Raw genomic sequence first — 25,692 nt, 5'->3', positions numbered from 1 at the left:
AAATATTCACAACGAAACCCGATTCAGTTAGCTCTTGAGCCAGCGAAGCGAGCTTCGACCCAAATAAGGGGCCTATGCGTTTGCCAGATGGAAATGTATGGGTCGCCAAAGGAGTGATCCATGATCGAACATAATCCCACGACAATTTACGGCACGACCATCGTTACCGTTCGCAAGGGTAACAAGGTCGTTATCGCAGGTGACGGGCAGGTCTCGCTCGGCAACACCGTCATGAAGGGCAATGCGCGCAAAGTGCGCCGCATCGGCAAAGGCAATGTCATTGCCGGTTTTGCCGGTGCCACGGCTGACGCCTTCACGCTGCTCGAGCGCCTTGAAGCCAAGCTTGAACAATATCCGGACCAGCTGATGCGCGCCTCCGTCGAGCTCGCCAAGGACTGGCGTACCGACCGTTACTTGCGCAAGCTGGAAGCCATGATGCTCGTTGCCGACAGCAAGGTTACGCTGGCGCTGACCGGAACAGGCGACGTGCTTGAACCCGAACATGGCGTCATGGCCATCGGGTCAGGCGGCAATTACGCGCTGGCCGCAGCCCGCGCGCTGATCGATACCGATAAGGATGCCGAGGAAATTGCCCGCAAGGCGATGGAGATTGCAGCCGATATCTGCATCTACACCAATCACAGTATTCTTGTTGAAAGTCTCGACGCCGAATGAGCTCAATAGCGCAAGCCTCAACATCCAAAACACAACGTTGGGGCTTAGGTGCTCTGATCGTCCTTGCCATTCTCGCTATACAAGCCTCCTGGCTTTATATCGACGGGCGGATTCCCATGTGTGAATGCGGCACCATAAAATTATGGTCCGGTTCGCTGATGACCGAAAACTCGCAGCATATATCCGACTGGTATACGCTCTCGCACATCATTCATGGATTTCTGTTCTACTGGCTTCTGACAGTCATCGCGCCAAAGGCTCCGCTGGGCTTGAGACTTGCCATGGCAGTCGGCGTTGAAGCCGTCTGGGAACTGGTCGAAAACTCGAATTTCATCATCGAGCGCTATCGCGCCAATACGTCCTCAGTGGACTATTTCGGCGACAGCATCGTGAATTCGATTGCCGATACCATTGCCGCCCTGATCGGCTTTTTGCTTGCTGCAAAACTGCCAACGAAAATCACCGTCGCTTTAGCGCTGTTCTTCGAAGTTCTTGCGCTGATTATCATCCGCGACAACCTTACGCTCAACGTGATCATGCTGCTGCATCCGTTCGAGTTCATCAAGCAGTGGCAAACCGGGTTATAATCATGAGTAATTTTTCTCCCCGTGAAATCGTCTCCGAGCTTGACCGCTTCATCATCGGCCAGAACGACGCCAAGCGCGCCGTGGCCATCGCTCTGCGCAATCGCTGGCGTCGCCAGCAGCTGGAAGGCCAGATGCGTGAAGAGGTCATGCCAAAAAACATTTTGATGATCGGACCAACCGGCGTTGGCAAGACGGAAATCTCCCGTCGTCTGGCCAAGCTTGCAGGCGCGCCTTTCATCAAGGTCGAGGCCACCAAGTTTACCGAAGTGGGCTATGTTGGCCGCGACGTCGAACAGATTATCCGTGATCTGGTGGAAGCGGCCATCGGTCTCGTGCGTGAAAAGAAGCGCGACGAGGTGAAGGCCAAGGCACATATCAATGCCGAGGAACGCGTGCTTGACGGCCTTGTCGGCAAGACCGCAAGCCCCGCCACTCGCGAAAGCTTCCGCAAGAAGCTGCGTGAAGGCGAGCTGGACGACAAGGAAATCGAGATCGAGGTTGCCGATACGGGAGCCGGTCAGAATTTCGAAATCCCCGGCATGCCCGGTGCCAATATCGGCATGATCAATATCGGCGATATTTTCGGCAAGGCCATGGGCGGGCGCACCAAGACGCGCAAGACCACGGTCAAGGAATCCTATGCGATCCTGATCAATGACGAATCCGACAAGCTTCTCGATCAGGATCAGCTCATTCAGGAAGCTCTGCGTTCGACCGAAAATGACGGTATCGTCTTCCTGGACGAAATCGACAAGATCGCTTCGCGCGAAGGCGGGATGGGAGCAGGCGTATCACGCGAAGGCGTGCAGCGCGATCTGCTGCCGCTCGTTGAAGGCACGACCGTTGCGACCAAATATGGGCCGGTGAAAACCGATCATATCCTGTTCATCGCATCAGGTGCTTTCCACGTTTCCAAGCCCTCCGACCTTCTGCCGGAGCTTCAGGGCCGCTTGCCGATCCGTGTGGAATTGAACGCTCTGACGCGTGAAGATTTCCGCCGGATTCTGACCGAAACCGAAGTCAGCCTGATCAAGCAATATATTGCGCTGATGGCGACGGAAGAAGTGAAGCTCGATATCACCGATGACGCGATTGATGCTTTGGCCGATATCGCTGTCGATCTCAATTCAACGGTCGAGAATATCGGTGCGCGTCGCTTGCAGACGGTGATGGAACGGGTTCTGGACGACATTTCCTATAATGCGCCCGATAAATCCGGCTCTGCATTCAAGGTGGATGGCGATTATGTCCGCAAAACCATTGGCGATCTCGCCAAGAATACGGACCTGTCGCGTTTCATTCTCTAAATAACAGCATGTCGCGGAAAAGTGGAAACCGCCTTCGCGGGGAAATCAGTCCACTGGACTGATTTCTGATCCCGCTTCGATCCGATAACGACATGCGCAAAAACAAAGAGATAGAGTGACCAGAAAGCAACGCTTCGGTCCCATAATCCCGAAAGACAAAAATCCCCTCGACTTCATCGAGGGGGTTTTTTATTTTGCGGCAACTTTTACAGATCGTTTACCATATTGGGGCCGTTTCCGCGCAATGACCAGTCGACTGAACCGTATTGCAGGCATCTGCCTTGCCATCGCTTTCTCCTGCCAGAGCGCCTTTGCAGCCATTAGCGTGCCGCCGGGAAATCGCAGTGACGAACAGCCGCCCATTCCTGGCGCTTCAGCCAAGCGCACAAAAGAACTGAGCACGACTTACGAAGCCAAGTATCGCAAGATTTATAATCTTCTGAAAAAAGACGCTTCACTGCGCTCGAAGATCAAATCGACCGCTTCAGCCTATGGCATTGATCCGATCCATATCGTCGGCGCCATCGTTGGCGAACACACCTATAATGTCGACGTTTATGACAGGCTCCAGACCTATTACGTCAAGGCTATGTCCTATGTGAACCAGGGCGTGAGTTTTGGCTATGATGGTGAAAGCATTGGCCAGTTCGTGAAGCGCCCGGAGTTCTCCGAGTGCCTCAAGTTCAAAGACAGCTATTCGCTGTGGGGTTGCCGTGAGACGATCTGGAACAAGCAGTTCCGTGGAAAATCCGTGAGTGGCAAGACCTATCCGAACAATCGTTTCAGCGCCGTCTTCTTCCAGCCCTTCTATGCAGGGCAGACATTCGGCCTTGGTCAGATCAATCCGCTGACCGCACTGCAGATGTCTGACATGGTCAATCGTGTATCCGGCCTGCCGAAGCTCAACGCCGAGAACGGAAATGTGGTTTACAAGACCATCATGGACCCTGATCTCACACTGCCATATATCGCGGCAACGCTGAAGCAATCGATCACAGCCTATCGCCAGATTGCCGATTTCGACATTTCGAAAAATCCCGGCCTGACCGCAACCCTTTATAATACTGGCGGTGCAGAAGCCCGCGCCCGTGCGCTTGCCAATGAAAATGCCCAGCGCAAGGCATCAGGGCAGGAGTCTTTGATGCCGCAGGAAAATTATTATGGCTGGCTGGTCAACACCAAGCTCGATGAGTTGAAAGCGCTATTTTAGAGCGAGAGGCTTCAGGCAAACATCGTTAAGTCGCAATCCCCGAAGCGGGTCTGCTCGGCCTGTTTATCAGACCAAGCAACCGCTTCTTTATTTTCGGATTAAGCTGCCGTTCGATCACCATATGATAGAGAATGGAAAACACGATCAGCCCGATTACTGTCAGGGTAATGGCGCTGAACGGTGGCATTGTGCCCAGAAGACCAGTTATTGCGATATAGCCAACATTCTGATGAATAAGATAAAGCGCGTAAGTGGCGCCTCCAGAAATGCTCAAGGCACGCCAGTAGCGTTCACTGATGTTCATTCTCGTCAACACAAGGAATGCAATGATCGATAGCAGAATAATTATTGTAATCACCACCGGCGAAAATGTGACGGAATAAGCCTGTTCACCCCATGCTATCGCAGCAAGTGACGTGTATATCGAATAGGCAGTGGCCACTCCGAAAAGTGCAATCGCATAAAAAGAAAATTGTCGGCTCAACCGGTTGAGCACAATCCCCATTGCAAAGAAGCCACTATGTTCGGTGATCAACAGATTCTGTAAATGCTCCGAGCCGATATAAAACTCATTCAAAAATGAGAGCGCCAGCCAGAATGGAACGATCCTGAGCAGGTTTCGGAATTGGCCGAGTGCAATAATGATAAAAATCCAGCCATAGAAAATGACTTCAAGCACGATCGACCAATATGCTCCATCAACAAGCGGTTCGCCCAACAATTTGGAAAAGATGAACAGATTGGCCACATATTGCTTGGCGCTGACCTGAAATAGCGGATTGGACGAGAGGAGTACAACCACAGCTGTCGTGCTCATGATAATCACGAAGGTTGGGTATATTCGCGCAAATCTCGACACTAAAAAATCGAGCGGTTTCTGCCCTTCAGCGGAGTATGCAATCACGAAGCCGCTGATAATGAAGAACAGGCTGACGCCGAGATAGCCGTAACGGGCAATACTCTTCACGAAGTCAGAAATTTCGAGCGCAGGCAATTCCCCTGCAGCTTCACCCCGAAATGCAAAGTGGTAGGACACAACCGCCAGGGCTGAAATGATACGGAGAATATCGAGGCCATAGATGTGTCTGGATTGTCCTGGATGCGTCATTGGAGCCGTGCGCCCCGCGATAAACGAGCAACAGTCTTCACCACAATCATCAAGAGAACCCCCATTCCCCAGCAACTTTCGCTGGCGGTGGGGTATAAAGTGCGCGGGTATAATTTCTCTTAATGTTGCTCTTAACGTTGCAGGGGCTTAAAGCCCCGGCGGCGCTTGCGTGCCGCCTCGATTTCTTCCGTCAGATGCTTGATCGTCTCGCGATCAATGATGCGGATGTTGCAGGCAAGCAGATTGGCTAGTTCTGTTGCTTGTGGGGAAAGACCGGACGTGTCGATCACCACGCGGGGATGCGAAACCGCCGCCAGATTTTGCAGATCTTCGGCCTCATCCCAGATAATATTGAAATAAGTGATGATGCGTTGCAGCAGATCCCAGGTCGGCTGGCCGCGTCGCCCATGCTCAAGCGCTGAGAGATAGGCAGGCGAAACACGCAGGGCTGCGGCCATCTCCTTTTGCGTCACGTTGCGCTCTTCACGCAACTCACGCAGGCGTTTGCCAAAGGGGGTCATCGGACCAGACCTCCATTCTGCGTTTGCTTGCGCAGGCGCACGTAAAGTGCGCCATGACCGCCATGATGATGGGCCGCATCTTCATAAGCGCTCACCAGAAGCCGGAACAAGGGCGTCGAGAACCAGTGCGGCACGGCCTGTTTGAGCACGCCTTCGCTGCCAAATGAGCGACCTTTACCGGTAATCACCATCACATGCTTGAGCCCACGTGCATGTGCGCTCAGCAAAAAGCCATAAAGCAGCTCATAGGCATCGTTCTGCGTAAGCCCATGCAGATCGATACGCGCTTCGATATCCACGCGTCCCTTGGAAATCTTGCGGTGCGTTGGCCGATCAAAGCTATGGATCGGCATTTCCTTGAGAGAAGTAAGCTTCTTTTTTGGCGTCGCTGGCTCGCTGGAAGGCGAGGGCGCTTTTTGCGAAGGTTTTTTATCAGCCTCCTGCGCCATCACCGCTTTGAAATCCGGAAATTCTTCTTCTTTCGGCTTTTTGCCAGCCAGAGGCTTTGCCGTTTTGGCCACCGTTTCCCAGAGAATACGGTCTTCTGGCCGAAGATAGTCTTTCGCAGATTTTTGGCTCTTATCGGTCATGGATCAGTTTCCGACCAGAGCGCGCGGGACGAGCGCATAAAAATCGGCTTTGCTCTTGATCCCGCCAGCAATCTGACCGGCTGCATCTCCCGATCCTGCAAAGAGATCACCGCGGGCAGGGCCGACAATCGCCGTACCGGTATCCTGCGCAATCATGAGGCGCGCGAAGGGTGCATGATCGAATTCTGTCACGGTCGGCGCATTAACATAAAACGGCGTTCCGAATGTGTGTAAAAATCTATCGACCGCAATGGAACGCCCGGCCGTCAGCGGAACCTTGGCGGCTGCGATCTGCCCAACATTCAGATCATCAACCGGTGCTTCTCGGAAGAAAATATAGGAACGGTTCTGCCAGATGAGGTCATCGGCCTTTTCCGGGTGATCTCTCAACCATTGGCGGATCGTTTGCATGGAGATTTCATCAGCCGAAATCTCGCCTTCCGCCACCAGAATGCGCCCAATGCCTGTAAAAGGATGGCCGGTTTTGGCGGCATAAGTGATCCGCATAAAACTGCCATCAGTGAGTTTTAACCGCGCAGCCCCCTGCACATGGGCAAAAAACGCATCGACCCGATCGGCAACATAGGCAAGTTCGAGCCCATGGTCTTTCAGACTGCCCTGTTCGATTGTACGGCGATCATCATATTCCACAATGCCTTGCAGCGTTTTACGCGCAAAAGCGAAGGAGGGATCAAGCCCCGCAGGACGGTTTTCATCGGTAATCTTCACAAGATCATCGGGCTTTTTCAGAAAAGGCACGGTGAAATGCGAATCCGGCGTTCGTGACGCCTCAATCTCCGGCTCATAAAAAGCCGTCACAAAGCCTTCAGCATCGATGCGGCATGGGATAAAATGCGCTTCGAAAAAAGCCCGCGCCTGAGCCGTATCGGGATTTTCGAGAGAGCGGGCGGCAGCGAAAGCCGGTTCAAGCATCTCAAAGGTGATACCGAGACTGCCGCTATTATAGCGATTGCTTTGTGCATAATCGGCTGAACGACGAAAGGCCGAAAAGGCCAGTGCCTGATCGTCCTGATCCCAGCCCGGGCAATCGGAATAGCCCAGCGGGTGAAAAAATTTCGCCAATTGGTTCACAGCCGGACCCGTAACAATGCGATATTGAAAGGGCCGCCAATTTCGCGGCCCTGTTAAGAAACTCTCTTAGTCTTCCGCTTCGGTCGCGACAAGCTTCCAGTTCGGATCGCGCGAACGCGTATCGCGCGCAAAGGTCCAGAGATCGCGGATTTCGACGACGTTTTCCTGATCGCCTTCGACCGCATTGCCGTCCTTATCGAAGGTAGCAGAAATCATCTGACTGACGATATTGAGCGTCACATGCGCTTCCGAGCCCTTCATTTCGGCATTGGCGATTTCCGCCTTATCAATACCGACAAAGGTCGAGCGTGTGCTTTCACCGCGTGCCTCGCGTTCATCGATGGCTGAAACGAAGCCCTCATAGACGTCCTTTGACAGCAGGTTTTTCAGAACCTTGCGGTCGCCATCGGCAAAAGACATGACGATCATTTCATAAGCGATCTTCACGCCATCAACGAAACTTACCGGATCAAAAGAAGGGTCAGCTGCCTGAATGGCGCGGAGCCCGTCATTAACCGGTGTACCGGCGGGCGCGACCTTGTCGATTGCGGTGAAATCCTTTTCGCCGGAGCGCTGCGGCAGGGAAACGACATTGTCTGTTTCGCCGCTGGCAGTCTGTGCATCGGTGTTGCGGGCGGAAGTGTAGGGATCAAATGGCGGTTTTTCATTTCCCGTGCGGCGGCCAAGAACATTCCTCAGCTGAAGAAAGATGACCACCGCTGCGATGAAGAAGAATATCGTGCCAAAATCAAAAAATTCCATACCGCCTGCCACCAATGGACGGATAGGGAATACGAATCCCGTCTCACGTCGTCAATTTCGTTACATATACATATAGATCGGCTTCACTGATCATTCAAATCCCGATCACGCATACCTATCTGATATTGTATGATAGAGAGTTTCAATTTCGTAAGAATGAGAAGCATTTTTGCATGTATGACATGAATAGAACAAGCGAATGAAGTTTGCTCCATTACAAACGCAAATCAACATAAGGTCGTAACAGACGTGTCCTCTTCCCTTGCACCCCTTGCCATTTTGGCAATGCCATTCATCGAGATTGCAAGTTTTGTGATCGTCGGCAGCGAAATCGGTGTGTTTGCAACGCTTGGTCTCATTATCCTCAGCGCCATGCTCGGTTTTTTCCTGCTGCGCGTACAGGGCTTCGGACTGTTGCAGCGTATCCGTACCGAAAGTGCCGCAGGGCGCGTGCCGGATCGCGAGATGATGCATGGAGCGATGATTGTCGTCGCCGCCATCATGCTGATCGTGCCCGGCTTTGTCACAAGCGCCATCGGACTTCTGCTTTTCGTTCCGTTTATTCGTGATCTTGTCTGGAACCGGTTTGTGCGCAACCGACTGGTCGTGGCAACCGCCTCGACACGCTATTCGGAAGCCTATCGTCCGTATGAGCCTAAAGAAAACCCATACAGGCCTAAGGAAAACAATGTGATCGATCTGGAACCGGAAGATTATACAGCAAAGCCTGATGAAAACTCACCGTGGAATCCGGACCGCAAGGATCGCTGATCGCACAAATACTAACTAAAAACGGTTTCTTGCCTCATCTACGCACACATGCTAGCCAAGCATCACTGCTTTTTGGGCAACAAGATAAATCATTAAAGAGAAGGCATACCGACAATGAGCGATAAGGCCGCTGCGGGCGAAGTAAAGAACGGCAATGGCGCAACCGCCCAGCCGTCCCTCAATATTCTGGCCCAGTACATCAAGGATCTTTCCTTTGAAAGCCCAGGCGCGCCTCTGTCGCTGCGCCCACGCGAAAAGGCTCCTTCGATCAACATCAATGTGAACGTAAACGCCAATCCGCTGTCCGAAACAGATTTCGACGTTGTTCTCACGCTCGAAGCCAAGGCTGTGGACGGCAAGGACGTTCTGTTCAACACCGAGCTGGTTTATGGCGGCGTTTTCCGCATTCAGGGCATCGCGCAGGAGCACATGCTTCCGCTGCTGTTCATCGAATGCCCACGTCTGCTGTTCCCGTTTGCTCGTCAGATCATCGCTGATGCAACACGCAATGGTGGCTACCCACCACTGATGATCGACCCGATCGACTTTGCGCAGATGTTCCAGAGCCGTATGGCCGAAGAAGAAGCCAGAAACGCTGTAAAGAGCTGATCTCAGGCGACTATCAAAAGAAAACCCCGCTTTTGCGGGGTTTTTTTATTAGAGCATTTCCAGCAAAAGTGCGAAGCGGTTTTGCGTCGGATAATGCGAAAAAGCAAAGAGATAAGGCATTTCCAATGATTCAAGAAAAACGGGAAATGCTCTAGAGATCAGTTGACGTATTTTTTCCAGATCGCCTTGTCGCCCATTTTTGCCACAAGAGCATCGTGCGCAGCGCGTTCTTCAGCGCTGATGCGTGGCGCCAATGGCGTAGGGCGTTGACGAAGCGCAATACCGCTATTGTTATCCGAACGACCATCGCCATCTGAATTTCCTGATGAGCTTAAGCCGAGTGCGGTCTGCTTGCCGCCAATCAGTTCGATATAGACTTCGGCGAGAATTTCGGAATCGAGCAATGCGCCGTGCAATGTACGGTGTGAATTATCAATGCCATAACGCTTGCAAAGCGCATCAAGCGAATTCGGACCCATCGGATTTCTGCGGCGTGCCAAAGCCAGTGTGTCGACGATGCGATCAACGGCTATTTCCGGTTTTCCCAAACGGCCCAATTCCGCGTTGATGAAGCCGAGATCGAACATCGCATTATGAGCAACAAGCTTTGCGCCATCGAAAAATGCCATGAATTCATCGACAATGTCAGCAAAGCTCGGTTCAGTGAGCAATTGCTCGTCCGTAATGCCGTGAACCGCGAGGGCATCAGGATGAACCTTGCGACCCTGCGGATTGATGAATTTGTGAAAGGTACGGCCTGTGGGAAAGCGATTGATCATTTCCACACCGCCGATTTCGATGACGCGATCCTCGAGCCGTTCAAGGCCAGTGGTTTCCGTATCGAAAACGATCTCACGCATGGAAAAACCTTTCAAATGATGCTTCACTTTTAAAGTGTTAGAGCGACTTTTGTGCGCCCAATAGGGCGCACGGCGCTCTAGTGCTTTATAGCATGGTTGGACTGGCAATCAGGATTGATTGGAAGGCTTTCCACGCAATTCCGCGACAATGGCTTTGATCTGCAACCGCGTTTCTTCAAAATCTCCCGAAGAATCGATGATAAAATCTGCACGCGCACGTTTTTCTGCGTCCGGCATCTGCCGGGTAAGAATGGTTTCAAACTTTTCTTCGCTCATGCCGGGGCGGGACAGAACGCGTTCACGCTGAATGTCGGCGGGGGCTGAGACAACAGCCACCTTGTCCACGCGCTTCTCACCGCCTGTTTCAAACAACAGCGGAATATCGAGAAGCGCAATTTCGGCACCATTCGCGCGCGCACTCGCCAGAAAGGCTTTCTCTTCCTCATGCACCAGTGGATGAATGATGGACTCAAGCTTTTTGAGCGCTTCTGGTTTACCAAGCACGGCTGCTGAAAGTTTTGTCCGGTCCACCGTGCCATCCACAACTGTTCCGGGGAAGGCAGCTTCGATCAACGGGGCTGCCCGGCCAGAATAAAGCTGATGCACCGCATCATCGGCGCTATAGACCGGCACACTGCACTCAGCAAACATGTTTGCCGCAGTGGTTTTTCCCATGCCTATAGAGCCGGTCAGTCCGAGGATGATCATAAAGCGCCAGCCTTTTTCATATCATCCAAAATATAACTACGCAGAGCTTCTGTCACTTGCGGTCTTTTGCCAAACCAGCGTTCAAAACCGGGAACCGCCTGATGCAGCAACATGCCAAGCCCATCAACGGTTTTGAGACCCGCCGCTTCCGCTTTGGCCAGAAATGGGGTCTTCAAGGGAATATAGACAATATCGGTCGCAACGGCTGATTTTTGCGCCTCGCTCAAATCAAGCGGAAATTCTTCTGCCTCACCATGCCCGCTCATGCCAAGTGAAGTGGTGTTAACGATCAGACCCGCCTCTTTGACAAGACGCTGCGCTGCGTCCCATCCATGCGCCGAAACACCTTTGCCGAAATGACTTGCCAGTTCTTCCGCGCGGCTCAACGTGCGGTTGACGATGGAAATGCGCAAGAAACCCCGCTTCTGCAAAGCGTGGACAATGGCACGTCCGGCACCGCCTGCGCCCAGAACCAGAGCCGTATCCGCATTGTCCCAATCCGGTGCCAGCGCATCCAGATTGGCAGCAAAACCATAGGCATCGGTATTGCCACCGCAAAGCTTGCCGTTTTCGAGCCAGAGCGTATTGACCGCGCCAATGGCCTCGGCCGCTTCATCGCGGCTTCCCACAGTCGCAAAAGCCACTTCCTTATGCGGGATCGTGACATTACCGCCGACAAAACCGCTTTGCTCAAGCGAGGTGGCAAATTCTACAAAATTTTCGGGCGCGACTTCGATGGCTTCATAGGAGCCTTCGAGACCCAGTTCCTTGAGCCAGAAACCGTGAATGAGTGGCGAGCGCGAATGCTTTATTGGAAAGCCTGTGACAAATGCCTTTTTAGCCATCGATCAGATTTTCCTTCCTCAATTCATGGAGCAACGGCAACAGGGGCAATCCGACGATGGTGAAATAATCGCCTTCGATTTCCTCGAAAAGCTGGATGCCTGGACCTTCGACCTGATAAGCGCCGACACTTGAAAGAGCAATATCGCCAACGCGACCAAGATAACGTCCGACAAAACCCGGATCGAGATCGCGCATGGTCATGCGGGCGACCGAAACATGCCGCCACAATGTTTCGCCATTTTTGACCAGCACCACAGCGCTGTTGAGCTGATGCGTCTTGCCCGAAAACTGTAAAAGCTGACGGCGCGCTGCATCCATATCCACAGGCTTGTGGAAAATCTGGTCGCCCAGCGAAAGCGTCTGATCGCAACCAATCACCACGGCATCGGGATGGTTCTCACTGACAGATAAGGCCTTCGCTTCGGCCAGAACCTGCGCCACCTCTTGCGGCGTCGCACCGCTTTTATAAAGGGGGGCCTCGACCGCACGTTCGTCGATATCCGCGCTTTCGGTCGAAAACGCAATGCCGGCATTTTTCAAAATTGCCGAACGGAACGGGCTCTTGGAGGCGAGAATAAGTTTCGTGGTCATGACTGATCTTCCTTCTTGCCATCGCGCAGCAAGGCCATGATGGCAGCTGCGGTTTCCTCGATCGACCGGCGCGACACATCGATCAGCGGCCAGCCATGCCGGTTGCACAGGTTGCGGGCATAAGCCAGTTCTTCTGAAATTGAAACGCGGTCTGTATAAAGTCCTGTATCAAGCGACGGCGCATTGCCAAGCGGGCGGTTCTGCCTGATCTGCGAAATACGCTCTGCGGTCGCCACAAGACCGACAATCAAGGGTCGCTTTGCCGTAAAAAGAACCTCTGGCACCGGAATGCCCAATACGATCGGTATATTCGTCGCCTTGATACCGCGGTTCGCCATATAGATGCTGGTTGGCGTCTTCGATGTGCGGGAAATTCCCACAAGAATGACGTCCGCTTCTTCTATATCGAGCGGCAATTGTCCGTCGTCATGCTCCATGGTGAAATTAAGCGCATCGATCCGACGGAAATAATCGGCATTGAGCACATGCTGGGCGCTGGCGCGGCGATGCGCAGGCGCGCCCAGATAAGACTGAAACGTGTTGAGCACCGGCTCCAGCACCGAAACGCTCGGCACCCCCATTTCCGCGCAGGATTCATCGATGATTGCAGCAAGCTTTTGATCGACGATTGTATAAAGAACGATGCCGGGCTCAGCGTCGATATTCTCAAGCACTTTTCCCAACTGCTTCTCGGTGCGGATGAGTGGATAGATGTGCTCGATTGCCCGCGCATTGGCATATTGAGCGGCCGCAGCGCGGCCTGCCGCCAGGAGAGTCTCTCCCGTCGCATCAGAAATCAGATGAAGATGAAAGTAAGAAAGCGGTCTGGTCACAGTTTTCTCCCGTCCCTGTTGACGAGTGTGCGTAAAACGCGGGCTTCATCCACAAGCCATGGCAGGCGGTGGGAAACTTGGCAAGTCATCCACAGCCAGCCAACATGTGAGAAGCTTTGGAAAGCCATTGTGGACAAGACTCGTAACATTTGGAAATCATAGCAATATGCCCAGCTTGTCCACAAAGAGACCGAAACTGCGTCAATTGGTAACCCCTTATATTCAATGAAAGATTTTAGTTTTCATTGCTTTTATCCCGGTGATCGGTGAATTATCGCACAGGCTGAGATGGCCAGAGCGGAACTGTGGGGAAAAGACGGACAAACCTTAATCCCCGATTCCAACAGACTCTAAGAATCAAAAGATTCCTGAATCATCCTTTCTTTATGAGAGCCGGACGGGAAAACTTTCACACAGACCCAAGAAAACAGATCAGACAGGGTGGAATGTAATGAAGCGCAAGGTCCTGAAAGTGATAGACGGTGAGACAGTCTTTCCACCTCCAATCTGGATGATGCGTCAGGCCGGACGATATCTTCCCGAATATCGGGAAGTGCGCAAAAAAGCCGGAAGCTTCCTCGACCTCTGCTATTCACCCGATCTGGCAGTCGAAGTGACGCTTCAGCCAATCCGCCGTTATGGCTTTGATGCCGCCATTCTGTTTTCAGATATTTTGGTTGTCCCTCACGCCCTTGGACGAGACCTTCGCTTTGAAGAAGGCAAGGGACCATTGATGACACCGATTGATGCAGATGAAATATTCTGGCTTGAGACTGAAGGTGTCGCCAAAAGGCTGGAGCCGGTTTATGAGACGGTTCGGCTGCTCCGCGAGCAACTCCCCGACGAAACAACGCTGCTGGGCTTCTGTGGCGCTCCCTGGACCGTTGCGACCTATATGATCGCGGGTCACGGCACGCCTGATCAGGCTCCTGCTCGTTTGTTCGCTTATCGCTTCCCGGAAGCGTTTGAGAAGCTTTTGAATGATCTGGCGGATGTTTCAGCCGAATATCTCATCGAACAGCTTGATGCAGGCGCTGATGCCGTGCAGATTTTCGATTCCTGGTCTGGCGTTCTTGATGAAGATTGCTTTGAGCGTTTCTGTGTTCGTCCGGTTGCCCGGATTGTTCAGAAGGTGAGGGCGGTTTATCCCGATGCGCGCATCATCGGCTTCCCGAAAGGAGCCGGGATGCTCTATGCGGGCTACCGCGAAAAGACCGGCGTCGATGTTCTTGGCCTCGATTGGTCTGTGCCGGTTTCTTTTGCGCAGGAATTGCAGAAGGAAGGCGCTATTCAGGGTAATCTCGATCCGCTGCGCGTTGTCGCTGGTGGCGAAGCTCTGGATGAAGGGGTCGATGCAATCCTGAAAAATCTTGGGCAGGGACCGCTGATCTTCAATCTGGGCCACGGGATCACACCACAGGCACCGATTGAAAATGTGCAGCGCATGATTGATCGGGTTCGTGGAGTCTGATGATGAGTGCTTCCGATAAGGCAAACAGCGGCAAGGCCGCTCTGATCCGTACCATCGTTGGTCTTGCGGTAGTGGTATTCGGTTTATGGGGATTGTTTCACGTGAATCCAGCTGATGCTTATCTTTGGATCAAATCGATCCACGTCATCGCCGTGATCGCCTGGATGGCGGGCATGCTCTATCTGCCGCGTCTTTTCGTCTATCATTGTGCCGCAACACCCGGTTCCGAAACCTCTGAAACCTTCAAGGTGATGGAAAAGCGGTTGCTTCGTTTCATCATCAATCCCGCTATGGTTGTGACCTGGATCGCCGGCCTATGGATGGCGTGGGAGATTTTTGGCTTTAAGGGTGGCTGGTTGCATGCAAAGCTTTTGCTTGTCGTGTTGATGTCTGGTCTGCACGGTTATCTGTCAAAGGCGACGCGGCTCTTTGCTGAAGATCGCAACACCAAATCGGCCAAACATTGGCGAATCATCAATGAAGTACCGACGATCCTGATGATCTTCATCGTTATTCTCGTGATCGTGAAACCTTTCTGATTTCCAATTTTCATCCAGAAAGCCCGGTATTAATCCGGGCTTTTTATTTGCCTCCCGGTATTTTTGACAAAGCCGCTTTCCCTTTTTTGAGAGTTGCATTAACTTTTACCTATTGAACAAAAGACCGACACACCTTATGTGACACTTGCTCTTCATGCTGCAAACCAGTATGAATGAGTCCTCTTCCCACCATGACAGCAGGCCTTCGATGCCGGTCACATTACCAAAGTGACCACCTTTCCGAACAACTGCATTTTCTCCTTAAATTTCAAAAGAGTTCCTCACACATGCAGGAAATGAAACTACAAGAACTTAAAAATAAGACCCCGGTCGAGCTGCTGGCATTTGCCGAAACGCTTGAGGTCGAAAATGCGAGCGCCATGCGCAAGCAGGAACTGATGTTCGCGATCCTCAAGAGCCTCGCTGCTCAGGACGTCGAAATTATCGGCGAGGGCGTTGTTGAAGTGCTGCAGGACGGATTTGGCTTCCTGCGCTCTGCCGACGCCAATTATCTGCCGGGTCCTGACGATATTTATATTTCTCCTTCCCAGCTTCGCCGCTTCTCGCTGAAGACCGGCGATACGGTAGAAGGCCCGATCCGTGGTCCCAAGGAAGGCGAACGTTATTTCGCACTTCTCAAGGTCAACACGATCAATTTTGAAGACCCGGAAAAGATCCGTCACAAGGTTCACTTCGATAACCTGACACCGCTCTATCCGAATGAGCGCTTCAAGATGGAACTTGAAGTTCCGACTTCGAAGGATCTTTCGTCCCGCGTTATCGATCTGGTAGCGCCGCTCGGTAAGGGCCAGCGCGGTCTGATCGTCGCTCCGCCGCGTACCGGTAAGACTGTTCTCTTGCAGAACATTGCGCATTCGATCACTGCGAACCATCCTGAATGCTATCTGATCGTTCTTCTGATTGACGAACGTCCGGAAGAAGTGACCGACATGCAGCGTTCGGTGAAGGGTGAAGTTGTTTCTTCGACCTTCGATGAACCGGCATCGCGCCACGTTCAGGTCGCCGAAATGGTTATCGAAAAGGCCAAGCGCCTTGTCGAACATGGCCGTGACGTTGTGATCCTTCTCGACTCCATCACGCGTCTCGGACGCGCTTACAACACTGTTGTGCCGTCATCAGGTAAGGTTCTGACCGGTGGTGTCGATGCAAACGCACTCCAGCGTCCGAAGCGCTTCTTCGGTGCCGCCCGTAACATTGAAGAGGGTGGCTCGCTCACCATCATCGCCACCGCGCTGATCGATACCGGTTCGCGCATGGACGAAGTGATCTTTGAAGAATTCAAAGGCACAGGTAACTCGGAAATCGTTCTCGACCGCAAGGTTGCCGACAAGCGCATCTTCCCGGCCATGGATATTCTCAAGTCCGGTACGCGTAAGGAAGACCTGCTCGTCCCACGCGCCGATCTTCAGAAGATTTTCGTTCTGCGCCGTATCCTTGCACCGATGGGAACAACGGACGCGATCGAATTCCTCATCGACAAGCTCAAGCAGACAAAGAGCAATGGCGAGTTCTTCGACTCGATGAACACGTAATTCCTCTACTGCATGACTATGAAAAACGCCGCGTTGAGAAATCAGCGCGGCGTTTTTGTTTAATCAATAATATCTCAAGAATGGCCTCTGAGGAGAATTTCGAGTGCAGCCGGGGTTTCGACAGGTGCGAGGCAGACTTGCCCCTTGCAGAGCCAGGCTGACGGTTTATCTGCATGTGCGGTGCCCCCTGTTGGAAGTTCAATCGCTTTGCCGGCTTCAAGCGGAACGAACTTATCGACCCGCCGCGGATCGGGAATTCGTTGAGCCAATAAGCTGAGTTCGCCGTCGACACTTTCATCAGCAATCACCAGAGACAGTGGTTCGGCTGCAAAGCGGGCAGCGTTCAAGATACCAATCTGACCATATTGCTGGACAAGAGCGCGGCCCATGGCTTGTTCCACCAGACGCTCATTCTGATTATAAAGATGTAGATCACCGGTCACGAGAAACAGTCGTGTGAATGCTTCGATGATCTGGCTTGTCGCGCTTGGGATCGCTTCATCATAGTCACCATAGCTATGCAGAATGACGTCTTCGGCATCGAGAGCCGAGAGCCGATAATTGCCTGATGCATCGCGATTGTTTGCATCAAGTGCATCTTTAAGTGCCACAGCATCAACGATGAATGTTCGATCTCCTGTCGCCTCAAAGAGGGACAGGGCAGCATTGATCATCGCTGCGTAATCGGTGGAGAGTGCAGGGTAGAATAACACGTCATCCATTCGGCAATGCGCCATGCGACCATCCTGAAAAGATGACCCTATCGAACGATAAGCGGTGACGGCATATTCAATCCAGTCCTGCCTTTGAAAACTGCGCCCCGCTTCAGCCAGTGCGCGAATTGCCAGTGCGTTCCAGTCTGTCAGTGCCTTTTCATCACGTCCGGGGCGGACGCGTTGGTTGCGATAAGCCAACAGCTTCTGTTTCGAAGCTTCGATATCAGTCGGGAGCATTGCCGGTTCGCCGACAGCATGAAGGCGATTGAGAATGTTGCTGCCTTCGAAATTGCCTGCGGGCTTCACGCCATACCAGGATTTGAAGTTTTCAGCCTGATCACCGAGGACGGCATCAATCTCGCTATCGGTGAAGATATAAAACTTGCCCTCCTCACCCTCGCTATCAGCATCCAGACTGGATGCAAAGCTACCGTCGGACAACCGCATTTCCCGAACCAGCCACTCGATTATCTCTTCGATTCGGATACGGAACAAATCATCCTGCGTTTCCGCATAGGCATAGGTCGCATGGCGAATAGCTTGAGCATTGTCATAAAGCATCTTCTCAAAATGCGGAACGAGCCAGTCAGCATCGACACTATAGCGACAAAGGCCGCCACCCAAATGGTCATAGATTCCACCTTGCAGCATCGTTTTCAGTGACAGCAGGAACATATCGCGATGTGAAACTTCGCGATTATAGAGCCAGGACAGCCATAAGGCATCCAAGAAGGGTGCGTTGGGGAACTTCGGCGCATTATCAATGCCACCGCGCACCGGATCGAACATCGCATGGATACGGTCTGCAACTTCGTTAAATCGCGTCACTTCATTGGCGCGCGCTTCACTTTGTGCAGCCAGTTGTGCCTCCAGATGGCTGAACACAGCCTCGGCATTATGGTTAATTTTTTCTTGATTTCCCTGCCAGAGATTATTAACCGCTTTGAGCACATCAACGAAGCCGGGCAGGTTATGACGCGCTTTGGGAGGGAAGTAGGTTCCACCCCAGAACGGTTTACCGTCAGGACGCAGGAACATGGTGAGCGGCCACCCGCCTTGCTGGCCCATGGCACTTAACGCAGCCATATAAATCTGATCGATATCAGGCCGTTCCTCGCGATCCACCTTCACATTGACGAATAGCCTATTCATAACGCCAGCAACTTCTGGGTCTTCGAAAGACTCATGCGCCATGACGTGACACCAATGGCAGGCAGCGTAGCCAACGGATAACAGAATAGGACGGTTCAATTCGCGTGCAGCATTCAATGCATCTTTGCCCCAAGGCTGCCAATGAACCGGATTATTGGCATGCTGACGAAGATAAGCACTAGGCTCGCGGCTAAGCCGGTTGCTGCTGATATCAGTCATAAGCCTTTTCTTTCCTGACACGAATGAATATCACGTACTTATCTATATAGAACGGGAAATCAAATGAGCGAGCGCGAGCATCTTCAGGACACCATTTTTGCCTTGTCGAGCGGGCGCCTTCCGTCGGGCGTTGCAGTCGTTCGAATATCAGGTCCGCAAGTTCGATTCGTAATCGAAACGATTATTGGAAAGATGATCGAGCCGCGTTATGCTGCTTACAAGACGTTCCGTACACGGAATGGAGATGCGATCGATCGTGGGTTGGCGCTTTTCTTTCCCGGTCCGAACAGTTTTACCGGCGAGGACTGCGCGGAATTCCATCTTCATGGCGGTATCGCTGTTGTTGAAAAGCTGCTCGAGGAGCTCGGTAGTTTCCCGAATTGTCGAATTGCAGAAGCTGGAGAGTTTACGCGTCGGGCTTTCACCAATGGCAAGATGGATTTGACCATCGCCGAAGGTTTGGCTGATCTCATTGCTGCGGAAACGGAAGGACAGCGCCGTCTGGCATTGCAGGTTGCGTCCGGTGCGCAACGTCAACTTTATACGGAATGGCGCCAAAGGCTGGTCCGTGCCCGGGCTTTGATTGAAGCCGAGCTGGACTTTGCGGATGAGAGTGACGTTCCCGGTTCCGTTTCGGGGCAGGTTTGGGAACAGCTCAAAGGCCTGCAGGGTGAGATTGCGCGTCATATAGAAAGCGGTAAACGGGCAGCGATGCTGCGTGATGGTCTACATGTGGTTATTGCTGGTGCGCCGAATGCCGGAAAGTCGAGCTTGCTCAATTTCCTTGCGGGTCGCGAGATTGCGATTATTTCAGAGGAGGCGGGGACAACACGCGATCTTCTGGAAGTGAAACTGAATCTTGGCGGTATTCCAGTTTATGTGACGGATACTGCTGGATTGCGAGAGACTACAAGCAAGGTTGAGAAGATCGGCATTGACCGTGCGCGGGAACGCGCTGCTGAAGCGGATCTGGTTTTGCTGCTTGAAGATATGCAAAATCCAATTGCTGTTTCTTTGGATAATGGTGGTGCAGATATCTGGACCATCGGGACCAAAGCTGACCTTGGTACAGGTGACAGAGCGGCCTGGCAGTATCTCATTTCAACAAGGACTGCGGATGGTCTCAACCATCTGTTGGAAGCCTTGCAGGCATTTGCCGAGGAACGCATCGGACTGATCAATGATGCTGTCCCGACACGTCAAAGACATATCAATCTGCTGCAATCGACGATTTCCGAAATTGACACGGCCGCCGAACGGGACGATCTTCCGCTGGAACTGCGCGCGGAGAATATGCGTCGCGCCTCTCAATATCTTGGCCGGATTACCGGTGACGTCGATGTCGAAGAGATATTGGATGTTATTTTCTCCCAATTCTGCATTGGAAAGTGAGTGATTCACGTGAAACAGGGAGAGTCACGTTGATGACTCCACAGATGTTTCACGTGAAACATCTGTGGAATCTGCTCCGGCTTATTGACTCCCGTTCACATCCGTGAGTCGCGTTCCGTATCAAATTTATCAAAGAGTTGATCGCAGTCTGGTCGGGTACCCCTTCCGCCGAGGGCATAAACATGTCAAAGAGACTGCTTTCTAAACTGGATTCGGATGCATCAGGATGAACACCAAGAGTTCTACCGAAATGACAGCTTTTGATGTCATTGTTATTGGTGGTGGACATGCGGGCTGCGAGGCGGCGGCAGCTTCGGCTCGCGCTGGCGCTCGCACAGCTCTCGTCACGCATCGCTTTGATACAATTGGTGTGATGTCCTGTAACCCAGCCATTGGTGGTTTGGGGAAGGGACATCTTGTTCGCGAGATTGATGCGCTTGATGGCCTTATGGGCCGCGTTGCTGACAAGGCCGGTATTCAGTTTCGTTTGCTCAATCGTCGTAAAGGCCCAGCGGTACGCGGTCCACGCACGCAGGCTGATCGTAAGCTTTATCGGCTGGCGATGCAGGAACTCATTTCTGAGCAAGAGAACCTCACGGTTGTTGAGGGCGGCGCTTCTGACATTCGCATCACAGATGGAAGCATTTCCGGCGTTGTCCTTGGCGATGGACGTGAGCTCGCTTGTGCCGCAGTTGTATTGACAACTGGTACTTTTCTGAACGGCCTTATCCATATTGGCGAGAAGAAGATCCCGGCTGGACGCATGGGCGAAAAGCCTGCGCTGGGCCTTTCTGATACTTTGCGTGGTCTTGGCTTTGCAGTTGGTCGGCTTAAGACAGGGACGCCGCCGCGTCTCGATGGACGGACAATCGACTGGCAGAGCCTTGATATGCAGTCTGCAGACGAGGATCCGGTTCCGTTTTCGCTGATGACGGACAAGATCACGACACCGCAGATTGATTGCGGTATTACCCGCACGACACCGGAAACGCATGCGATCATCCGCGCCAATCTTCATCGATCAGCGATGTATTCGGGTTCAATCGAGGGAATTGGGCCTCGCTATTGTCCATCAGTGGAAGACAAGATCGTAAAGTTTGGCGACCGGGATGGACATCAGATCTTTCTGGAGCCGGAAGGACTGGATGATCATACGGTTTATCCAAATGGAATCTCGACGTCGCTGCCTGAAGAAGTCCAACTCGCCTACCTCGCGACTATTCCGGGTCTGGAGAAGGCGATTATGCTTCAGCCGGGATATGCCATCGAATATGATTTCATTGATCCGCGTGAGTTGAGGCGCAGCCTGGAAACACGCCGGGTCGCCGGGCTTTTCCTTGCAGGACAGATCAATGGCACCACCGGCTATGAAGAAGCCGGAGCGCAAGGACTTCTCGCCGGCATCAATGCCGCCAAGCGGGCAGCGGGCAGCGATCCAATTATCATACAACGCACCGAAGCTTATATAGGCGTCATGGTCGATGATCTGACATCTCGCGGCGTGAGCGAACCTTATCGCATGTTTACATCACGGGCGGAGTTCCGTCTGTCGTTGCGTGCTGATAATGCAGATCAGCGACTGACACCGCTTGCTGGCCAACTAGGCATTCTCAGCTCCAAGCGCCGCGAAAAGTTTGCGGCACGGCAGGATGCATTGTCTGCAGCGCGTGACATGACAAAAGAACTGACCATCACGCCAAATCAAGCCAGCCGTTATGATCTTCATCTTAATCAGGATGGTGTGCGTCGCTCGGCCTATGATCTGCTGTCTTATCCGGACATCGATCTGCAGAAGCTTCAGACGATCTGGCCAGACCTAAACTCTATTGATTCAGTCACGCGAGAAGCGCTCGAAATCGAAGCACAATACTCAGTTTACATGGATCGCCAGCAAAGCGATATCGCTGTGATGGAACGCGAGGAGCGGCTTTTCATTCCGGCAACATTGGATTTTGATGCGATCTCCGGTCTTTCCAATGAGCTTAAAGTCAAGCTCAAGCAGCGTCAGCCGGAGACGATTGCCGAAGCTCAACGCGTTGAAGGTATTACCCCGGCTGCCTTGGCACTCCTTATCACGCATATCAAGAAGCATGGCGCGCGTGAACGCGCAGCCGCTGAACTAATAGACGCCGAGAAGGGCGTGGCATGATTGTGGATAAACGTTATTCGAGCTTGAAATCGATTGTTCCTGATGTTTCACGTGAAACAACGGACCGGCTGATTGCCTTTGAAGAGCTGTTCCGCAAGTGGTCATCAGCCATCAATCTGGCATCTCCCTCGACACTTGCTGATCTCTGGAATCGCCATATTCTGGACAGCGCACAGTTATTTCCGCTCGCATCAGAAGCAAAGCAATGGCTCGATCTCGGTTCCGGTGGTGGTTTCCCCGGTATCGTAACGGCCTGCTTTCTCAAGGAAATTCCCGGTGCTTCGATTGATCTGGTCGAAAGTGCGGGTAAAAAAGCTGCATTCTTACGTACCGCGGCGGGGCATTTGGCTGTGCCTGCACGCATAAATTCCGCCCGTATTGAAGCTATGTGGGATAAAATCGATGTGCCGGATATCGTAACAGCCCGTGCACTGGCCTCGTTGAACGATCTTTTCAAGCTTGCTGAGCCTTGGCTGACCAGTGGTTCAAAGGCACTTTTTCAAAAAGGTCGGGATTACCAGAGAGAAATCGATGAAAGCCGTGTCGGCTGGAGTTTCGATCTGGTACAACATGAAAGTGCTATCGATAATAGCTCGGTGATACTTGAGATCAGCAATTTGCGACGCATCTCCGGTTAATCCGGCCCAGTTATTCCGGAATCGATATGACAGAAAGCAGCAGGGCGACGGTAATGAGCAAAAGATCCAGGATCATAACCATTGCAAATCAGAAGGGTGGCGTTGGTAAGACAACGACAGCCATTAACCTTGCGACAGCACTTGCAGCTATTGGCGAAACTGTGTTGATCGTTGACCTCGACCCGCAGGGCAATGCCAGTACTGGCCTCGGAATTGATCGCCTTAACCGTCCGCTTTCGTCTTATGACGTGCTGACGCAGGCGGCCTCTGCAAATGATGCGGCCATGCAGAGCGATGTTCCAAACCTCTATATCGTTCCTTCGACGCTCGATCTTCTCGGTATCGAGATGGAAATAGCACAGGCACCTGATCGTACACGCCGCTTGCGCGATGCATTGCGCTTTGATTCCGCCGTTGCTGATAAATTCTCTTACATTCTGGTTGATTGCCCGCCGTCATTGAATTTGTTGACGCTGAATGCAATGGCTGCAGCGGATTCAGTTATGGTTCCTCTGCAGTGTGAATTTTTTGCACTGGAAGGTCTGAGCCAGCTTCTGCAGACCGTTGATCAGGTACGCTCGAGCATTAATTCAGAGCTGACAATTCAGGGAATTGTCCTGACAATGTTCGACAGCCGTAACAATCTCGCTTCGCAGGTTGTCGATGATGTTCGCGCCTTCATGGGCGAGAAGGTCTATCGCACCGTTATCCCACGCAATGTGCGGGTGTCGGAAGCACCATCCCATGGCAAGCCAGCTATTCTCTATGATTTGAAATGTGCTGGCAGTCAGGCTTATTTGCAGCTCGCATCGGAGGTTATCCAGCGGGAACGACAGCTTAAAGCCGCATAATTAGTGAGTGTCCCAAATGGAACACTTGATCGATTCGACTACGTAACAATTGCAGGAACTGCCGACGATGAACGACGATCCTTCAAAAAAGCGCCTTGGCCGCGGCTTGGCCGCACTGATTGGTGAAATCGACCGCCCGGCGGAAGAACGCAAGGTGCCGATCAGCAGCGAGCGTAACGTTCCAATTGAGTTCGTCACGCGCAATCCACGCAACCCGCGTCGCATGTTCTCGGAAGTCGAACTCGAAGATCTGGCGCAGTCGATCAAGGAACATGGTGTCGTTCAGCCAATCGTGGTTCGTCCGGCGCCGGGCGAACCGGATCGTTTTGAGCTGATCGCCGGTGAACGTCGTTGGCGCGCATCGCAGCGTGCGGGCATCGATACGATCCCGGTTATCATTCGCGATGTCGATGATCGCATTGCACTTGAGATCGCAATCGTTGAAAACGTACAGCGTGCCGACCTGAATGCGGTCGAAGAAGCAATGGGATATCAACAGCTTATCGATAATCACGATTATACGCAGAACGATCTTGCACAGGTGATCGGCAAGAGCCGAAGCCATGTTGCCAACACGCTGCGTCTTTTGAAACTACCGCAGCGCGTGCAGGATTTTATCTCCGATGGCGCGCTGTCTGCTGGTCATGCGCGTAGCCTGATCACCATGGAAGATCCGACAGCTCTGGCGGAGCGCGTGGTTAAGGAAGGTCTGTCTGTTCGTCAGGTCGAAGCGCTGTCACAAGCGCGTAATGGGGCTGAACCAAAGCCGGGCAAGAGCGCGCCGATTGAGAAAGATGCCGATACAAAGGCGCTGGAAAAGCTGCTTTCCGACGTCACCGGCATGAAGGTGGAGATCAATCACCGGGAGCGTGGCGGTGAGGTTAAAGTTCGTTACAGCTCTCTTGAGCAGCTCGACGAAATCTGCCGTCGCCTGCAGAGCTGACGACATCTGTTTAGAAATCAGACTTTGAGGCCGTGGAACATTTGTTTCACGGCTTTTTCGTTTTATCGACCACGCGCTTTGATGAGCGAAAAGACAATAATTATCATCAGGATGGCGCCGATGATAACGCCAGCCGCGCTTCCCCAGAAGACGCCGTAATTGCCGCCGATCGGCCAACCAAGAAAAGCGTCAAGCATGAGCAAGAGAATTGGAGGAATGCAGTCGATTATTCTTTTATTCCAATGACTTATGGAAAACTGGATTAACGACAAAGTTGTGGTTGTCATTTCAGTTCTGAAATTGAACCATAGGAAGTATTGCTCGGTGCGCCAACCCGCTCAAGGTTGGGTGAGGATGGTCACGCGCTATTGATCGATTGTTAAATTATAGCAGCTGTTTAACACCAAACGCGGTTTCTACCGGACTTTCGATAAGTCCTATACTATTGAAACATTGCTTTTGGATCGCCGGGCTGGGGAGATGCCGCATCTATGGAAATGCTGACGCAAATTATCATTCACACACCCGTCTATGTTTGGGGGCTGCTCGCTTATCTCATCATCGCTGGGATCAAGGGGCGTGAAACACAAACGGTGACAGTTTGGAGAATGCTGTTTGTGCCGGTGATCTTCATCGCTGCAGGCTTCCTGAATTTTGATCGTGGTTCGGACCAGTTCGGTTCTTTTCTGATCGCATGGTTTGTGGGGCTGCTTGTGCTGGCACCTGCCGGATATTTCACGGGGCCGCGTATCATCGCGGTCGATCACGAGAACAAGCGTATCGAAAGCGCCGGAACGATTTTGCCGCTGATCCGCAATCTGATCTTCTTCTGTGCGCAATATGTGCTGGCAGTGCTCAATGCGTTCTATCCGCAGGAGCAACCAACATTGGTGCTGGCTACGGCTGCCGTATCGGGTGCGTCGGCGGGCTATTTCGGTGGCTGGCTCATTTCACTGTGGCGCAAATATCAGGAAAGCCCGCAGCTTAAACTTGGTTAGA

The 25,692-nt window shown here is 52.5% G+C and carries 27 protein-coding genes; 16 read left to right on the top strand and 11 right to left on the bottom strand.

The window, feature by feature from the left end; genetic code table 11:
- Positions 1-120 precede the first annotated feature (120 nt).
- The 4 genes from hslV to CEV33_RS13130 all read left to right on the top strand — a co-directional run bounded on the left by hslV (position 121) and on the right by CEV33_RS13130 (position 3,779).
- Entirely contained in the window at positions 121-675 is a 555-nt protein-coding gene (hslV, locus tag CEV33_RS13145; protein ID WP_007872451.1) for an ATP-dependent protease subunit HslV, read from the top strand.
- Positions 672-1,262, top strand: a complete 591-nt coding sequence (locus tag CEV33_RS13140; protein WP_094540893.1) for a DUF2585 domain-containing protein — start codon at positions 672-674, stop codon at positions 1,260-1,262. Before hslV ends, CEV33_RS13140 begins: the two co-directional genes overlap by 4 nt.
- 2 nt (positions 1,263-1,264) lie before the next feature.
- Positions 1,265-2,569 (top strand): ATP-dependent protease ATPase subunit HslU, encoded by a 1,305-nt coding sequence (hslU, locus tag CEV33_RS13135; RefSeq protein ID WP_094540892.1) that lies wholly within the window; start codon positions 1,265-1,267, stop codon positions 2,567-2,569.
- A gap of 244 nt (positions 2,570-2,813) precedes the next feature.
- Positions 2,814-3,779: a DUF1402 family protein gene (locus CEV33_RS13130; protein WP_094540955.1), complete on the top strand. Its 966-nt coding sequence runs from the start codon at positions 2,814-2,816 to the stop codon at positions 3,777-3,779.
- Positions 3,780-3,804: 25 nt separating this feature from the next.
- Here the strand turns inward: CEV33_RS13130 and CEV33_RS13125 are convergent, their stop codons facing one another.
- The 5 genes from CEV33_RS13125 to CEV33_RS13105 form a co-directional block, all read right to left on the bottom strand.
- Positions 3,805-4,887 (bottom strand): acyltransferase family protein, encoded by a 1,083-nt coding sequence (locus CEV33_RS13125; RefSeq protein ID WP_094540891.1) that lies wholly within the window; start codon positions 4,885-4,887, stop codon positions 3,805-3,807.
- 131 nt (positions 4,888-5,018) lie between these two features.
- Positions 5,019-5,408, bottom strand: a complete 390-nt coding sequence (locus CEV33_RS13120) for a helix-turn-helix domain-containing protein (RefSeq protein ID WP_094540890.1) — start codon at positions 5,406-5,408, stop codon at positions 5,019-5,021.
- The gene (locus tag CEV33_RS13115; protein WP_094540889.1) at positions 5,405-5,998 is read right to left on the bottom strand and encodes a Smr/MutS family protein; all 594 of its coding nucleotides are present in this window, start codon (positions 5,996-5,998) and stop codon (positions 5,405-5,407) included. Before CEV33_RS13115 ends, CEV33_RS13120 begins: the two co-directional genes overlap by 4 nt.
- A gap of 3 nt (positions 5,999-6,001) precedes the next feature.
- Positions 6,002-7,090, bottom strand: a complete 1,089-nt coding sequence (gene mltA / locus CEV33_RS13110) for a murein transglycosylase A (protein ID WP_094540888.1) — start codon at positions 7,088-7,090, stop codon at positions 6,002-6,004.
- A gap of 66 nt (positions 7,091-7,156) precedes the next feature.
- Complete coding sequence (locus CEV33_RS13105; RefSeq protein ID WP_094540887.1) at positions 7,157-7,852, bottom strand: Tim44/TimA family putative adaptor protein; 696 nt, start codon at positions 7,850-7,852, stop codon at positions 7,157-7,159.
- Between the two features lie 249 nt (positions 7,853-8,101).
- On the opposite strand from CEV33_RS13105, the gene CEV33_RS13100 reads away from it, so the two are divergent.
- Together CEV33_RS13100 and secB are read left to right on the top strand one after the other, a co-directional pair.
- Positions 8,102-8,623 (top strand): FxsA family protein, encoded by a 522-nt coding sequence (locus CEV33_RS13100; protein ID WP_094540886.1) that lies wholly within the window; start codon positions 8,102-8,104, stop codon positions 8,621-8,623.
- Positions 8,624-8,737: 114 nt separating this feature from the next.
- Complete coding sequence (gene secB / locus CEV33_RS13095; RefSeq protein WP_094540885.1) at positions 8,738-9,232, top strand: protein-export chaperone SecB; 495 nt, start codon at positions 8,738-8,740, stop codon at positions 9,230-9,232.
- A 158-nt stretch (positions 9,233-9,390) separates the two neighbouring features.
- Here the strand turns inward: secB and dnaQ are convergent, their stop codons facing one another.
- The 5 genes from dnaQ to CEV33_RS13070 all read right to left on the bottom strand — a co-directional run bounded on the left by dnaQ (position 9,391) and on the right by CEV33_RS13070 (position 13,070).
- Positions 9,391-10,092 (bottom strand): DNA polymerase III subunit epsilon, encoded by a 702-nt coding sequence (dnaQ, locus tag CEV33_RS13090; RefSeq protein WP_094540884.1) that lies wholly within the window; start codon positions 10,090-10,092, stop codon positions 9,391-9,393.
- Between the two features lie 108 nt (positions 10,093-10,200).
- Positions 10,201-10,800, bottom strand: a complete 600-nt coding sequence (gene coaE / locus CEV33_RS13085; protein WP_094540883.1) for a dephospho-CoA kinase — start codon at positions 10,798-10,800, stop codon at positions 10,201-10,203.
- Positions 10,797-11,645 (bottom strand): shikimate dehydrogenase, encoded by an 849-nt coding sequence (locus tag CEV33_RS13080; protein WP_094540882.1) that lies wholly within the window; start codon positions 11,643-11,645, stop codon positions 10,797-10,799. Before CEV33_RS13080 ends, coaE begins: the two co-directional genes overlap by 4 nt.
- Positions 11,638-12,237 carry a Maf-like protein gene (locus CEV33_RS13075; RefSeq protein WP_024898454.1) on the bottom strand — a complete coding sequence of 200 codons (600 nt, stop codon included), beginning with the start codon at positions 12,235-12,237 and terminating at the stop codon, positions 11,638-11,640. The genes CEV33_RS13080 and CEV33_RS13075 overlap by 8 nt, the downstream gene beginning before the upstream one ends.
- Positions 12,234-13,070 carry a pyruvate, water dikinase regulatory protein gene (locus tag CEV33_RS13070; RefSeq protein ID WP_094540881.1) on the bottom strand — a complete coding sequence of 279 codons (837 nt, stop codon included), beginning with the start codon at positions 13,068-13,070 and terminating at the stop codon, positions 12,234-12,236. The genes CEV33_RS13075 and CEV33_RS13070 overlap by 4 nt, the downstream gene beginning before the upstream one ends.
- A 451-nt stretch (positions 13,071-13,521) precedes the next feature.
- On the opposite strand from CEV33_RS13070, the gene hemE reads away from it, so the two are divergent.
- From hemE to rho, 3 genes are all read left to right on the top strand, one after another.
- A complete protein-coding gene (gene hemE / locus CEV33_RS13065) occupies positions 13,522-14,541 on the top strand; it encodes a uroporphyrinogen decarboxylase (protein WP_094540880.1) in 1,020 nt (339 codons plus the stop codon).
- A gap of 2 nt (positions 14,542-14,543) precedes the next feature.
- Positions 14,544-15,080 (top strand): protoporphyrinogen oxidase HemJ, encoded by a 537-nt coding sequence (hemJ, locus tag CEV33_RS13060; protein WP_094540879.1) that lies wholly within the window; start codon positions 14,544-14,546, stop codon positions 15,078-15,080.
- 287 nt (positions 15,081-15,367) lie between these two features.
- Entirely contained in the window at positions 15,368-16,633 is a 1,266-nt protein-coding gene (rho, locus tag CEV33_RS13055) for a transcription termination factor Rho (RefSeq protein ID WP_024898458.1), read from the top strand.
- A 74-nt stretch (positions 16,634-16,707) separates the two neighbouring features.
- On the opposite strand, the gene CEV33_RS13050 is transcribed toward rho, so the two are convergent.
- On the bottom strand, positions 16,708-18,720 hold the full coding sequence (locus CEV33_RS13050; protein WP_094540878.1) for a thioredoxin domain-containing protein: 2,013 nt from the start codon (positions 18,718-18,720) through the stop codon (positions 16,708-16,710).
- 63 nt (positions 18,721-18,783) lie between these two features.
- Between CEV33_RS13050 and mnmE the strand changes: the two genes are divergently transcribed.
- From mnmE to CEV33_RS13020, 7 genes are all read left to right on the top strand, one after another.
- Positions 18,784-20,112, top strand: coding sequence for a tRNA uridine-5-carboxymethylaminomethyl(34) synthesis GTPase MnmE (gene mnmE, locus CEV33_RS13045; RefSeq protein WP_094540877.1), 1,329 nt, complete (start codon positions 18,784-18,786; stop codon positions 20,110-20,112).
- A 226-nt stretch (positions 20,113-20,338) separates the two neighbouring features.
- Positions 20,339-22,261, top strand: coding sequence for a tRNA uridine-5-carboxymethylaminomethyl(34) synthesis enzyme MnmG (gene mnmG, locus CEV33_RS13040; protein WP_094540876.1), 1,923 nt, complete (start codon positions 20,339-20,341; stop codon positions 22,259-22,261).
- Entirely contained in the window at positions 22,258-22,899 is a 642-nt protein-coding gene (gene rsmG, locus CEV33_RS13035; protein ID WP_094540875.1) for a 16S rRNA (guanine(527)-N(7))-methyltransferase RsmG, read from the top strand. The genes mnmG and rsmG overlap by 4 nt, the downstream gene beginning before the upstream one ends.
- Before the next feature lie 53 nt (positions 22,900-22,952).
- The gene (locus CEV33_RS13030; protein WP_094540874.1) at positions 22,953-23,750 is read left to right on the top strand and encodes a ParA family protein; all 798 of its coding nucleotides are present in this window, start codon (positions 22,953-22,955) and stop codon (positions 23,748-23,750) included.
- A gap of 67 nt (positions 23,751-23,817) precedes the next feature.
- Entirely contained in the window at positions 23,818-24,693 is an 876-nt protein-coding gene (locus tag CEV33_RS13025; protein ID WP_094540873.1) for a ParB/RepB/Spo0J family partition protein, read from the top strand.
- A 32-nt stretch (positions 24,694-24,725) separates the two neighbouring features.
- Positions 24,726-24,959, top strand: a complete 234-nt coding sequence (locus CEV33_RS23755) for a hypothetical protein (RefSeq protein ID WP_141211589.1) — start codon at positions 24,726-24,728, stop codon at positions 24,957-24,959.
- Between the two features lie 225 nt (positions 24,960-25,184).
- Entirely contained in the window at positions 25,185-25,691 is a 507-nt protein-coding gene (locus CEV33_RS13020; protein ID WP_094540872.1) for a hypothetical protein, read from the top strand.
- Position 25,692: the final 1 nt, after the last annotated feature.

This window comes from Brucella grignonensis, from assembly GCF_002252505.1.
Classification (GTDB): domain Bacteria; phylum Pseudomonadota; class Alphaproteobacteria; order Rhizobiales; family Rhizobiaceae; genus Brucella; species Brucella grignonensis.
The sequence above is the reverse complement of the archived record's forward strand: the minus strand, read 5'-3'. Positions and strand labels throughout refer to the sequence as shown.

Excerpts from the sequence above, each read along its gene's own strand:
- hslV (WP_007872451.1), top strand. The coding sequence starts at position 121 with ATGATCGAACATAATCCCACGACAATTTACGGCACGACCATCGTTACC.
- CEV33_RS13140 (WP_094540893.1), top strand. The coding sequence starts at position 672 with ATGAGCTCAATAGCGCAAGCCTCAACATCCAAAACACAACGTTGGGGC.
- hslU (WP_094540892.1), top strand. The coding sequence starts at position 1,265 with ATGAGTAATTTTTCTCCCCGTGAAATCGTCTCCGAGCTTGACCGCTTC.
- CEV33_RS13130 (WP_094540955.1), top strand. The coding sequence starts at position 2,814 with ATGACCAGTCGACTGAACCGTATTGCAGGCATCTGCCTTGCCATCGCT.
- CEV33_RS13125 (WP_094540891.1), bottom strand. The coding sequence starts at position 4,887 with ATGACGCATCCAGGACAATCCAGACACATCTATGGCCTCGATATTCTC.
- CEV33_RS13120 (WP_094540890.1), bottom strand. The coding sequence starts at position 5,408 with ATGACCCCCTTTGGCAAACGCCTGCGTGAGTTGCGTGAAGAGCGCAAC.
- CEV33_RS13115 (WP_094540889.1), bottom strand. The coding sequence starts at position 5,998 with ATGACCGATAAGAGCCAAAAATCTGCGAAAGACTATCTTCGGCCAGAA.
- CEV33_RS13105 (WP_094540887.1), bottom strand. The coding sequence starts at position 7,852 with ATGGAATTTTTTGATTTTGGCACGATATTCTTCTTCATCGCAGCGGTG.
- secB (WP_094540885.1), top strand. The coding sequence starts at position 8,738 with ATGAGCGATAAGGCCGCTGCGGGCGAAGTAAAGAACGGCAATGGCGCA.
- dnaQ (WP_094540884.1), bottom strand. The coding sequence starts at position 10,092 with ATGCGTGAGATCGTTTTCGATACGGAAACCACTGGCCTTGAACGGCTC.
- coaE (WP_094540883.1), bottom strand. The coding sequence starts at position 10,800 with ATGATCATCCTCGGACTGACCGGCTCTATAGGCATGGGAAAAACCACT.
- CEV33_RS13080 (WP_094540882.1), bottom strand. The coding sequence starts at position 11,645 with ATGGCTAAAAAGGCATTTGTCACAGGCTTTCCAATAAAGCATTCGCGC.
- CEV33_RS13075 (WP_024898454.1), bottom strand. The coding sequence starts at position 12,237 with ATGACCACGAAACTTATTCTCGCCTCCAAGAGCCCGTTCCGTTCGGCA.
- hemE (WP_094540880.1), top strand. The coding sequence starts at position 13,522 with ATGAAGCGCAAGGTCCTGAAAGTGATAGACGGTGAGACAGTCTTTCCA.
- hemJ (WP_094540879.1), top strand. The coding sequence starts at position 14,544 with ATGAGTGCTTCCGATAAGGCAAACAGCGGCAAGGCCGCTCTGATCCGT.
- rho (WP_024898458.1), top strand. The coding sequence starts at position 15,368 with ATGCAGGAAATGAAACTACAAGAACTTAAAAATAAGACCCCGGTCGAG.
- CEV33_RS13050 (WP_094540878.1), bottom strand. The coding sequence starts at position 18,720 with ATGACTGATATCAGCAGCAACCGGCTTAGCCGCGAGCCTAGTGCTTAT.
- mnmE (WP_094540877.1), top strand. The coding sequence starts at position 18,784 with ATGAGCGAGCGCGAGCATCTTCAGGACACCATTTTTGCCTTGTCGAGC.
- mnmG (WP_094540876.1), top strand. The coding sequence starts at position 20,339 with ATGAACACCAAGAGTTCTACCGAAATGACAGCTTTTGATGTCATTGTT.
- rsmG (WP_094540875.1), top strand. The coding sequence starts at position 22,258 with ATGATTGTGGATAAACGTTATTCGAGCTTGAAATCGATTGTTCCTGAT.
- CEV33_RS13030 (WP_094540874.1), top strand. The coding sequence starts at position 22,953 with ATGAGCAAAAGATCCAGGATCATAACCATTGCAAATCAGAAGGGTGGC.
- CEV33_RS13025 (WP_094540873.1), top strand. The coding sequence starts at position 23,818 with ATGAACGACGATCCTTCAAAAAAGCGCCTTGGCCGCGGCTTGGCCGCA.
- CEV33_RS13020 (WP_094540872.1), top strand. The coding sequence starts at position 25,185 with ATGGAAATGCTGACGCAAATTATCATTCACACACCCGTCTATGTTTGG.